Origin of the sequence: Fibrobacter sp. UWH6 (genome assembly GCF_900142465.1) — a bacterium.
Lineage (GTDB): Bacteria > Fibrobacterota > Fibrobacteria > Fibrobacterales > Fibrobacteraceae > Fibrobacter.
Genome location: NZ_FRAX01000037.1, coordinates 1 through 12,519 on the forward strand (window position 1 = coordinate 1; position 12,519 = coordinate 12,519).

5 protein-coding genes and 1 pseudogene are annotated in these 12,519 nt (G+C 41.3%); 5 read left to right on the forward strand and 1 reads right to left on the reverse strand.

Going from position 1 to position 12,519, the window contains the following annotated elements; translation table 11 throughout:
• The first annotated feature begins 123 nt into the window (after positions 1-123).
• Genes BUB73_RS16260 through BUB73_RS16280 form a run of 5 tightly spaced genes read left to right on the forward strand, consistent with a single transcriptional unit; the run spans position 124 to position 12,233 of the window.
• Positions 124-9,492: a LamG-like jellyroll fold domain-containing protein gene (locus BUB73_RS16260; protein ID WP_073287491.1), complete on the forward strand. Its 9,369-nt coding sequence runs from the start codon at positions 124-126 to the stop codon at positions 9,490-9,492.
• 27 nt (positions 9,493-9,519) lie between these two features.
• The gene (locus BUB73_RS16265) at positions 9,520-10,212 is read left to right on the forward strand and encodes an FISUMP domain-containing protein (RefSeq protein ID WP_175552228.1); all 693 of its coding nucleotides are present in this window, start codon (positions 9,520-9,522) and stop codon (positions 10,210-10,212) included.
• Positions 10,213-10,219: 7 nt separating this feature from the next.
• Entirely contained in the window at positions 10,220-10,903 is a 684-nt protein-coding gene (locus BUB73_RS16270; protein WP_073287497.1) for an FISUMP domain-containing protein, read from the forward strand.
• A 7-nt stretch (positions 10,904-10,910) separates the two neighbouring features.
• Positions 10,911-11,591, forward strand: coding sequence for an FISUMP domain-containing protein (locus BUB73_RS16275; protein ID WP_073287500.1), 681 nt, complete (start codon positions 10,911-10,913; stop codon positions 11,589-11,591).
• A gap of 3 nt (positions 11,592-11,594) precedes the next feature.
• Positions 11,595-12,233, forward strand: coding sequence for a hypothetical protein (locus tag BUB73_RS16280; RefSeq protein ID WP_073287503.1), 639 nt, complete (start codon positions 11,595-11,597; stop codon positions 12,231-12,233).
• A gap of 23 nt (positions 12,234-12,256) precedes the next feature.
• Here the strand turns inward: BUB73_RS16280 and BUB73_RS16285 are convergent.
• Positions 12,257-12,427 (reverse strand): annotated as a pseudogene (locus tag BUB73_RS16285) (DEAD/DEAH box helicase family protein); the annotation flags it as partial.
• Positions 12,428-12,519: the final 92 nt, after the last annotated feature.

Below are 12,519 nucleotides of genomic sequence, written 5' to 3' on the forward strand. Positions count from 1 at the left end.
TGTAGATGTACAGATAGCCTACGAATGGGAATCGGAATCGAGAGAATCATCTAGCAAGGCTGCCTAAATGCTTCCACACATGTTGATGATGCCTCAAATTCTTTGACTAATAGTAATGCCGTGATGATAAAGGATGCGGAAAGGTATGCTGCGTTAGATGGGTTTATTGTTAGAGATTTTATTCAGGAATATCGTTTTATAGTAGACGATTTTCAGCCGGATGAATTGCGCTTGATTAAGTTTGACTTTAATGCGAGAATGCAGATTGCTTATGAACGAGATGGTAATTTGTGGAATATTTACCGTGGAGTCGACAATAAATGGGAAACGAAGCCTATAGGGACGTTGTCCAAATCCCCAGTAACAAAAGGTGGCTTTTTTGTATTTCGCCCGAAGGAGATTTTAAATAAGGACAAGACTACGGGGAAAGATAGTATATTGCTTAGTGCAATTCAAGAAGATGGCGCTAATAACATTAGCATTTATGTTGTGAACAAGGTTGGTTACGCCAATAATCAACGCATTACGTTCCTTTTCCAAGCAGTTGATTATTTATTGGAGGAGGGGTGGCCAAAATCCTTTGAAAAGGTGTCTAGAATGGATACCGTTGATTTTTATGCTAATGATTTGGGATATGGAGCAGATACGCGTGAACATAGGTTAACGGTCGTTGGTCCTGATTTTGTTGATTCTACAATTAATGTCCAAGTAGATCGTGTGCCTGGTTCGGGGCACCGTTACAGATATTGGGCGGATTTGACCTCGATATGGAAACAACATCCCTTGCAAAATAGTACATACACGCTTAAGTGGAATCTTGCGTATAGCGTAAAGACTTTGAAGGCGGATAATTCCATAGGAAGCCAAGAGGTGAAATACACGCCGCAAACTATTGTGTGGGGAGATACCTCTAAGCCTATTTTGGAATTTGATACCACTCTTTCTCCGTATGTGGTTTCTTCGAAAAAGGAAAATAGCATAGCTTATGTAGTTGCAAAAGATTCTGTTGATGAACGCGCTCTTCGTAACATTCGTGGATTTATCGTGCGAAAAAATGCAAAAGATGCGATAATGCTATTGCAAAAAGAGAATGTAAATGAACGATTCTATGAAATTGGATGGAACGGAAAGAACGTTTCTTGGAGTGGCATTGCTGATTTATATGTGCAGGCGTATGATTTTTCGAATCCAAGCAAAGCGATGAAGAATGCTATTGCAAAAATTTCCGGTGATTCCGCCTGGCGGGAGGTTCTGACGGGTGCTTCTTTTGTGGATGGAATTAATGGCACTGTAATACATAAACAAATTCTTGTGGATAACGCTGCTCCGCAGATTTTAAATGATTCTGTTTCGGTATTGAGCATTCACGATGCGGCTCTTCCGGCTTTCACAAAACAAAATGACGGTGCGGATTATGTTCTGAACGCCTTGGATACGCTAAGAATTTCGTTTGATGTAGATGAGAATTTATTTGGCAGGACCTCTGAAAATATTGTAGCGGAATTGACTTTTGCGGATTCTATTGACAATGGCAATGTTAAAAAGATTCGTTATTTGTTAAATGATTCAATGACGCAAAATAATAGACGCTTTGTATTTGTAGAACCTGAAGTTAATAGATTAGGGAATGGTGTTTATAGCTTGACAGTGGCCGTTACCGATGAAGCCGGCAATAGTTCTTCTAAAAAGTTGATTTCAAAATTACGCGTAGATCGTAGCGCTCCGCAAATTCGTGGAGTTACATTAGGCGATGTCGCTTATGGAAGTGTTGCTGAATTAAAGAAAGGTACAGGCTATTTGAGTCAATCCCTGGATGATGCTAGAAATCGTTCTGACTTAAGTTGCTTTGTAAAAGTGAATACGGATAAAGCGGAAGGGCCGTGGACTGGACCATTCGCCGAAACGAATACAAAGGTTAAAGCGGACGTGAATTTCATTTTTGACATCAAGTCTGCTGTTATTGATACAAGTCATGGTTTTTGGTATGTCTATTTGGGTTGTTATGACCATGCGGGTAATTTTGGCAAGAATATGAATTTTATGGGCGTCGGAAATCGCTATCCAGAAATAACTTTACCAGATAGTACTCCTACACCCCATAGTGGACGAATTTTGGTTAGGGGCATTGCACCAAATCCAGATGTGAATGGAAATGATAATGTAGGTGAATTCCGTTTATCTTGGCGAAATAAAAAAGACTCCATGTGGTATGAAGATGGATTGAGTTATCTTGTTTTTGACAAAAGTCTTTCTGTTTCTGAACGAGATTTGGCTGTATGGAATACTGCAGATGCTAAACTTTCTAAAGATGACTATGTGTTGAAACTCTCTGTAAGAAGTTGCGATACATGCGCATGGATTTCGAATGAGCGAAATGTAATTGTAGACGATTATGTTGTTCCTAGTTCAATTGGTGAGCCGAAGTTGGTGGTAAATTTACCTACCCAGAAACACGTTGCGGGCAATGAGCAGAGCGTGTCTATAGAACTTATGAATGTTGCTGATACCTCAAAATGGTTTGTTTATGCGACCATAGAGGCTCCTTCGCCAAGAGATTCCTCTGTTTATATAAAAGCAGTGGAGAAGTCTTTTGATTCCATGATTTTGTCTCCGTTTAGAACGCCTGCCGTAGCGTCAGATACGGGACTTTCTATATGGCAGGAAAGTGATGACAGTACCTGGCACGTAAGATACGCAGGAAATGCAAGTGGCATTATGAATAGGGGCGATTCAACAAGTATGAATCCTTTTTTGGTTGTTCGATTTGTTGATGGGAAAATAGATTTTGGAACTTCGCCAAACGCAGATTCTACAGAGACTCTTGGCTTTGTGATGGATAGTATAAAGGTTCATATTGATAGTGTTCCCGATTTTACGGTTCCTGCTTACAATACGACCAAGAAGTGGCTTCTTGGAAAAGATAGTGTTCATCTGGTATTCAAAACGGCATCGTCCTTTACTGTTGATGTTTCTTCTGTGGATGGGGCCTTGTATAAGGATTCCCTGTCGCCAGTGGTTTATGTTCATCCAGAAGAATACAAAACCCATGTAGTGTGGAATGGCTTGGTGAACAAGATGTATCCTAGCGGATCTCTTGTAAAAATGCATGTGCTTGCGTACGAAAAAGGCAATGAACAGAATATTATTAGTGAAGATGCGGAATGGTATTTGGAATATCAAGAACCCAAAATTGAAATTTCTAGCAATAACCTTGAAAAGTATTACATAGACTTTTTAAAGAATATGAAAGATTCTTCTAAAGTAAAAACGGCTGATTTTGGATTCCAGTTTAAGTTGACGGGTCGCTCAGCGTACGTAACTGCTGATATTATAGATTCTGATAAAAAATCTGTCTATTCCCTATTGGATAGTGAACTTGTCTTGGCGACAAATTCAAATCAATGGAATACACTACAATGGAATGGTGTGAAAGATGATAAGCTTATGAAACCCGGCTCGTACAATGTACGCCTTGTTGTTACGGATGCGAAAGGAAAAGTGATTGATTCGCTGTACTATCCGTTTAGTTTGAGCTTGGGAGCGAATTTGGTTGAGGCTCCAAAGGATTCTTCAAAGGGAATTGTGGCTGACTTGAAAATGGAAGAAGCTTTCTTGGATGAATTCGGTGATTATCGTTATGTGGGCAAGGCTGATTATTTGCTTCGTTCTGACCTTGTTGCTACGGTTTTACCCGAGAAGGAACGTACTTTTTATTATACATGGGATGTTTATGGTGGAACTCAGAGGCCTACCATGTATAAGAAAACAAGGCCCAGTCTTGGTATTCGAAGATCCCGTGACGAATTCGAGGCGACGGTCGTGACGCTTGTGATGGGAGAAACTCGGGGCTATAATGGTCGATATAGAAAGCATGGGTTTGGAACGACGGAATGTAAATCTCAGTCCAAATACCAAGGGTATTTTTATAGAATCCAGGTTGATCAAATAATATTTAAAAAGAATGAAAAAAAGGTAGGGATTACTTTTGATTTGGACCCGGTGAATAATACACACAATGATGCCTTGATTTACGGTTTTGTGAATCATAGTAATATATTTGATCAAGGAATTGATACATTGAATGCTTTGGCTGCAATAAAAATTTTCCCAGCTAGTTCTTATAAACAAATAAGTGACTTTTTATCTGAAACAGGGTTTAATGGGAATGCTGTGGAGGATGCTGGACAGTCTGAAATAAACAACCTTGCTTGGAGCGAAGTTTACAAAAAGGATTGGTATGTTGATAGAGAAGAACAATCTCCTATGTATGATTGGTTCACTAATTGGCAGGGACAGCCTTTGTATTACGAAGCCGTAATTGAAAACTTTAATGTGTTTGCAAAGTCTGTTTCTCTAAATAATAATTTTAATCAAGTTTCCTCAGCAAAAACAGTTTGTGAAACCGATCAAATAAAAGATCCTTTGGCTGATGACGATTTGAACTTTGTATGTGGCGCTAAACGGGCTGTTGATGAAATAGACACGGCGATTGTTGCTAGGTTCAATCCTCATGCCTATATGGTGAATGTCTCGTTAGAGCCTGTTGATGGTAAAGAAAACCTTTATGATAATAATTATGACGAAGAACATTGCTCTTATACGGGGTCTGGTACAGATATAAAAGTCAAATTTGTTCTTGAAATGAATCCTGAGTATTGGGATCCTAAGCCAGAAAATTGGGGCACGAACAACTTGGCGAACCGCTATGTTCGCTTTGACCCGATAAACAAAACGCTTTATGGGGGTGATGGCTATGTTACAAAACTTGCTAATCAGAGGGACTCGAATTTTTACAATTTCTATAATGGCAATCAGTGGGTCTCGGATGGCACTTTTGATAATGGCCCGACTGTATTTGAAGCCCAACGCTTGCCAATGAAATTGGAACCGGAAAATCCGCTGTTGTTCAATGATGAAATTAACGGCGCGATCAGTTCTTCGAATCTGAGTTGGCGATTCTATTTGGGTAGCGGAGACGTTGCTTATAAAGCAGAGGCCAAAGGCCCCAATGATTCGCAGTTGGCAGTATTTACAAGTAATGATGAGGATGCCGTGAATGGACTTGACAAGGATATCGGCAGTGTGGCGAATATCTTGAATTGTAAATTTGATGTGGCACCCATGATGACTAAGGATTCCGCTGAATTGGCGGGAATTGTCTATACGGATAATTCTTTTGCTGTGGCTTATCCCTATGATAACGGAACATGCACTTTACCAAGTGACAAGGGTAAGGATTCTCGTTTTTATGGCTGTGACAAATGGGTTTCTAGAGTCCATTATAAACAAAATGACTGGACTGAACGGGAATGGGAAGCAAAGTTTCTAGAAAATGGTTACTATCGTAATCCTTTGATAGATGCCAGCGTAAATAAATATTTCTTGGTAAACTCCAATTCTCCGGCAAATGCTGGTGTGGCGCAAAAGATTGATTCGGTAAAGGTTGATTCTGTTACTTGGAGTGCTGAATTGCAAGAGCCCAGTTTTGGCATAGATAATTTACTGAGCGGAAAATACGTTCTTAAATCTAATAGTCGGAATTCAGACAATTGGGATACTGTTTCTTCAAAATCAGGTAATGGTATACGTTATACTATATCTAATAAGGGACAGTCCTATTTGGCTAAGTTGGATTTCTACCGATCAAAGGATTCGATTTTTGTTGCTGATACAAGTTTGAACAATAGTATTTCTTTGAAAAGTGTTGTTAATCAAAATCAAAAGGATTCCATACTTTCTACAAATTGGGCGAAAAATATCTCTGTAGGCAATGTTGCCGTATATAAGAGGAATATGGAGGGCGATACAAACCTCATCGGACATCCTTACTTTAAAGCGTCCTATGATTCCCTAGGTAAACAATTTAATGTGAATCGAACTTCTTTGGACGTTTATGCGTCAAGAGAAGATGAAATCATTTCATTGCTTGGCCGAGTTCCTTACGCAGTATGTGATTGGAATGTCTCGTATATTCAAGATGGTATGCGATTCAACGTGGCTGGGAAAAATTCGGATATCTTGGACACAACTGTACCTTATCCGATTAAGGTGTCAAAGAATGTTAATGAACTTCAGGGAAACACCTCGTTTTTCTTGACTTATAGTGGTCTTAACAATATAACCTATTATCGTCAATTGGATGTCCGCATAGGAAAACTTGTAAAACCTGAAGACTCTATAACGGTATATTCTTCATATCACAATGTGTCTGTACATTTTAATAAAGGTTCCTGGGAAAAAAATACTGATGTGACTGTGCGTACCATGGATCCGAGCGAGTGCTACGATTGTGAACTGTTTAGGAATATGGTACCGGTAGGCCCTGTAATAGAGGTTCTCCCTTCTCACAAATTTGCTGCAGGTAAAGAGCCTCTTGTTACGATGGATATTTCTAGAACTTCATTGGAAAAAGATAATGTTGATCCGCGTAACTTGAAAATTTACAAGCCCGATGTTCAAAATAAGAAACTTGTTCCTTTGGAAACGTTTGGCCTTGTCTATCTTGATTCCAATCTTGTCGTTTGTAAAGATACGAGTACGATTTCCTGGTCTTTTGTAAGAATAACTGCTAAAACTTCAACATTCTCCAAGTTTGTAGCACTTGATTCTTTGATGGCCGATAGTGTTGAAATTGCAGATTCTATTCCAGAGGAAATAGGGACGTTCTCCTGCAGTCAAATGGACTCTTTGTGGGGTGATACACTATGGATGGGAACGGCCAACGGTTGGCTAGAGTATCCTTATTTGTGCGATGGAAAGAGTAATTATCTTCTTCAGTTGAAGAATTCAAGCAATGTGGCAGCAGAGCATCATGGTGCTTCTGAACGTCCGATTATTTGGCGTGCAAAAAATACAGATTTGAATCAAATTGATTCCCTGTATCAATCGTTTATCGTGTTCTATGGGCTTGATGGTAATACAGAGCAAAAGCTGGGTCCTGTTGTGAAATTGGATTCTACAGCTCCGGTGATTGAAAATGTTGACATCTCGGTTTCCGATAATGGCGATGGACGTATTGTTCATGTGGCTGCAGATGTCTATGAAGCCGAAAGTAAATTGAAAGGGACTACAATGGAACTTTTCCTTGGTGGTAGTCTTGTGGAAAGCATTACCATTCCCGAAAATGGTATTTTGCAACATGACTTTAATCTAAAGAAAAAAGACCTTTATGAATGTATCGCCTGTATGGCGACCATTACGGTTATTGCAGAGGATTACGGTCATAATACGGATAAAGTTGTAAAACAAACGGAAAAACTGTATCCATATCCGTCTTCTTTGATTTTGTGGTATCCGCTTGCAGAGGGGGCTGGAAATATTGCGTATGAAATCATGACGAAAGATAAATCTAGGCGATTGCACATGGATCTTTCTTCCGTTAACAAGCCATGGGGTGCTAAATATGGTGTTAATCTAACAGCGAAAGATTCCGCAAGTAGCAGATATATATTACCTGCTTTAGATACCCTTCGTCCCTTCTCTTTTGAATTTAATTTTAATTCCAATAATACCCAAAGGGCAGATTGGTCTATTCTAAGTTTTGTCGGGAAAAATGAGTGGACATTTGGCCTTGGAACGTACAATCGTTATTTCTTGAGGGTTGGCTCTGAACAATTCTACTTCAATACAAAACGTGAAGCGAATATCCCTACGCACCTTGTGGTTGTGGTGGATGGAACGAAGGCTAGCCTTTATAAGAATGGCAAATATGAGGAAACCATAAAATTGAGTAAAGAACTGCTTTATGGAGGTTATGGAAAGCTTTCTATTGGCGCTCGTAATGGTGTGCGTAGTGCTGGCGGTAGCATTTCTAATTTGCGGTTCTATTCTTCGGCACTTTCTGAAGAACAGATTCAGAGCATATTCGAAGGAGTTCTTAGTGTGGATGAGGTGAATTTTGCCGCAGTTCGCGCAGTAGATTTGGAGGATAGGGACGGCCTTGTGGTTGATCAGTCCTGTTCAGCTCCGGGCAAGGCTTATCTACGTCAAAAGTCTATTGGCAATGACGGTGTGATGACTTGGAATGTTGACTTGAATGCCGATAATTATTCCCTCTATCTTCTTCATAGGAATTATGTTTCTGAGGACTCCAGGGTCGAGATTCTTGTTAATGGAAATAGCGTAGGAGAATTTAAGTTAACTTCTACGGGTCTGTGGAAGAGTGAGAAAATTGTAAATCTTGGACTTAGTCTAAGCTCCGGTGTCAACGAGATTGGCGTTCGTCCATTGGGAAACCTTGGTGTGGCTGCAATAGCTTTAGCAAGCAGTAGCGCCAATATTGAAGATAATCAAATCAGTTATAATGAATCTTCTTGGGTTAACCCAGACCCTAGGGTGAAAGTGCTTATGAAATACGAATCCTTGGAAGATAAAAAGTGGGCCCAAGTTCGCTTTGATTTGCGCAACATGACAGACAAGTCGTTTGAAAATGCAAGGATTCGTTATTACTACAAGGGTGAGGGCGAAAATGTGAACGCGACTTCGTTCTTCCCGGACGCTCCGATGAGTGTTGTGAATGATGCAGGCTCCGTATTCTATGCCGAATTCGCATTGACCGAAACGATTGCTGCATACGGGACCGCGTACTTTGGTCAAGGACCGTTAATCGGTTTGCATCGAATTACTTCTCCGGACAACTGCTTCCCGTATTGGGACAAAACCGATGACCCAAGTTATCTTAAGGACGCTGAATCTGGCTATGCCAATGCAACGGGTGTAGCCCTGCTAGATGGAGACGGAAACTTGCTTAACGAGTTTGCTTGCTACGATGAAGATGGACCTGTGCAAAAGGCCAAAATCAAGGTTCGCGCAATGGCAATGGATTATGAATACGGTTCCGCAAGTGCTAGCAATCTTGCTGTGTATGTTGAAAATACTGGCAGTGCTCCTGTAGATGGTTTTGAAATGCGCTACTATTTCAGGGATTCTGCAAAAACGGAATTCGATGTGAACTGGAGTGCCTTTGCAACTAGTCAGATGGTTAATGCCGGTGGTGATTTGTACTATATTTCGTTTGTGTACGATGTTCTTTTAAATCCGGGAGATAAGTCTGATTATGGTAGCGGCGTGCAGTTCGCGATGCATCATCCAAATAGGACAATCGATTTTAACGCGAAGGATGACCCCTCCCATTATAATTTGAATAATTACGGAATGGTTGAAGCCGATTCTATCGTGGTGCTGGATAAATTGGGTAATTTGCTCTGGGGCAATGCTCCCCAGCCAAAATACAGTGAAGGTTATATTCCCAATGAAAAATATGCAGACCTGGTGCATAGGGAAGGTGACGTAATTTACGTGAATATTGAGGAAAACGGTTATTACATCCTTGAAATGGTGAATGCCATGGGTGCCCCGTTGAAAACGCTTTATAAGGGATCGTGGGACATTGGCGAACATTCGGTGACGGTAGACGTTAAGTCGATTCGGCCTTCTAGTTACATAGTGCTTCGCCGAGGGACGGAAATACTGTCGTGGAGTCTTTTGAATTAAGGAAATGTTTGTATGAGGAATAATAAAATGAAATATACGAAATGGCTTGGCTTGGGCTTTAGTATGGTTGTGGCCTTGCTTTGCGCGTGTTCCGAAGATAGCCCTTCGGAGCCTAAGGACACTTTTGACGCAAACGTCGTCTGCCCAGCCGAAGGGACGAACGCATACGGCGAACCGAATCGAGGAACGTTCACCGACGAACGTGATGGACAGGTGTACAAGTACACCACCATCGGCAACCAAGTGTGGATGGCGGAGAACTTGAAATTTGACGCACCGTACAGCCTGTGCTATGCCAGAGAAGAAAATTTTTGCGAAACGTTCGGCAGGTTCTACACTCTGTACGTAAATGGCGAATATTATGCCCTCATTGATCAAGTTTTGGCGGACACCATTTGCCCTGCTGGGTGGCATGTGCCTTCGGTGGATGAATGGAATGAATTGGCGAATAATGTTGGGGAAGGTAAAAAGGGAAGTGCCAGATTAAAGTCATCCAATGATTTTGGAGAATATTATAACTCTGGTTCTGATGATTGTAGTTTTAACGCCCTGCCTGCAGGATCCTGGATGTTAAACGGAGAGCTTTCTGGAAATAGAATTTATGCTATTTATTGGACTTCTACAAGAAGAAGTTATGATACAATGTATGCCTATAATCTTGGAAGTCAGTCAATAGAAATAAATCGCCCCAGAATGACTATTAGGTGTCTAAAGAATTAACATTCTCATGAAAACAAAGTTCATTCTTTTTACCGCTTTTGTTTCCTTGCTTTGCGCATGTTCCGAAGATAGCCCTTCGGAGCCAAAGGATACTTTTGACGCAAGCGTCGTCTGCCCAGCCGAAGGGACGAACGCATACGGCGAACCGAACCGAGGTTCATTCACTGATGAACGTGATGGACAGGTGTACAAGTACACCACCATCGGTAACCAAGTGTGGATGGCCGAGAACTTGAAATTTGACGCACCGTACAGTCTGTGCTATGCCAGAGAAGAAAATTTTTGCGAAACGTTCGGCAGGTTCTACACTCTGTACGTAAATGGCGAATATTTTGCCCTCATTGATCAAGTTTTGGCGGACACCATTTGCCCTGCTGGGTGGCATGTGCCTTCGGTGGATGAATGGAATGAATTGGCGAATAATGTTGGGGAAGGTGAAAAGGGAAGTGCCAGATTAATGTCATCCAATGATTTTGGAGAATATTATAACTCTGGTTCTGATGATTGTAGTTTTAACGCCCTGCCTGCAGGATCCTGGATGTTAAACGGAGAACTTTCTGGAGATAGAATTTATGCTATTTATTGGACTTCTACAAGAAGAAGTTATGATACAATGTATGCCTATAATCTTGGAAGTCAGTCAATAGAAATAAATCACCCCAGAATGACTATTAGGTGTCTAAAGAATTAACATTCTCATGAAAACAAAGTTCATTCTTTTTACCGCTTTTGTTTCCTTGCTTTGCGCGTGTTCCGAAGATAGCCCTTCGGAGCCTAAGGACACTTTTGACGCAAACGTCGTCTGCCCAGCCGAAGGGACGAACGCATGCGGAGAGCCGAATCGAGGTTCATTCACCGACGAACGCGACGGACAGGTGTACAAGTACACCACAATAGGCAACCAAGTGTGGATGGCCGAGAACTTGAAATTCGACGCACCGTTCAGCCTGTGCTATGACAAAATCGAAGGCTTCTGCGATACGTTCGGCAGGTTTTATTCGCTACATATTGATGGTGAGGATTTGGGACTCTTTGACCGGGCTTTGCTAGACACCATTTGCCCTGCCGGGTGGCATGTGCCCTCTGTGGACGAATGGAATGTGTTAGCTAAAAATATGGGGGGGGCGGAGTTTGCAGGTCCTAGGTTGATAAGTTCCTCTGATTTTGGAGAACGATACACTCCAGGAACTGATGATTGTGGGTTTAATTCTAAACCAGCGGGGGAATGGTTGTTAGACGGGACCATATCTGGCAACTATGCTGTATATTGGACATCAACCGCTAAAGACTTTAATTTGTCGTATGTGGTGGCTATGGGAGTTGGTTTTACAATAGGACAAAACTATCCCAAGCATTCATTACGTTGCATAAAGGATTAAGCTATGAAAAAAACAACATTTCTTCTTTTTTTGTTTTTGGTTTCTCAATCATTTGCCCTCTCGTTAGAGCAGGTAAAGGCGGCGCTCAAGGAAAAAACAATTCCTCGAGATTCCATTGAAATGAACCTTCGTACGTCTGTTCGCGCTGCGGGTGTGTATCAGCAAACTGATGTTTACATTGTGAGCAAAGGAGAAAACAAAAGCTACACTGAAATAAAAAGTAATTTTTTAAACCAGCGAAGCATTGTGAATGGAAATAAAATGAAGGTTGTGGATTTAAAGACGAATAAGTCGCAAATCCTAGATTACAATGCCGAAGCATTGAAATCGTCATCCTATGGAAATTTCAATCCGTTAGATTCGGGTGAATGGAAAGAGCCGAAGTTTTTTTCAGATGATACATATATTATACAGGGATCCGCTGGAACGTTGTATTACAATAGTAAATTGAAGCGTATCGAAAAATTGGAGTCTGTGAAGGACAATGCCGATGTTCTTACCACGTTCACTTATGATGCGAACAACAATATGAAAAAAATGGTTGTGTCGGTGTTGGTCAAAGGTGTGGAAAGTATTGTGACAACCGAGATCCTTCGTATGCAGAAATCAGATAAGGTTCCAGACAGAATGTTTGAATTCTGATGCAAATTCCAACCCATTCAAGGATTGTGGTGCAAAAATTCATAGAGTTGGGCGGCCAAGGTCTTGTTGTGGGTGAGGATGAGGGTAGGCTTTCCCACGTTCTTGATGACGTTTGCCATGGTGAACGTCTTGCCGGAACCGGTTACGCCAAGGAGCGTCTGGAACTGGTCCCCTTGCTTGAAACCTTCGGTAATCTGCCCGGAAGGCTCTGCTCGGGGGAGAGAACCTTTGCTATCGGTTTTGCATACGGATCCGGGGTAATTGTCTTGCGCGCTCTAGCCATGAG

What these genes read in the sequence shown, in the direction of transcription:
- BUB73_RS16260 (WP_073287491.1), top strand. Translation starts at nt 124, where the DNA reads ATGATAAAGGATGCGGAAAGGTATGCTGCGTTAGATGGGTTTATTGTT.
- BUB73_RS16265 (WP_175552228.1), top strand. Translation starts at nt 9,520, where the DNA reads ATGAAATATACGAAATGGCTTGGCTTGGGCTTTAGTATGGTTGTGGCC.
- BUB73_RS16270 (WP_073287497.1), top strand. Translation starts at nt 10,220, where the DNA reads ATGAAAACAAAGTTCATTCTTTTTACCGCTTTTGTTTCCTTGCTTTGC.
- BUB73_RS16275 (WP_073287500.1), top strand. Translation starts at nt 10,911, where the DNA reads ATGAAAACAAAGTTCATTCTTTTTACCGCTTTTGTTTCCTTGCTTTGC.
- BUB73_RS16280 (WP_073287503.1), top strand. Translation starts at nt 11,595, where the DNA reads ATGAAAAAAACAACATTTCTTCTTTTTTTGTTTTTGGTTTCTCAATCA.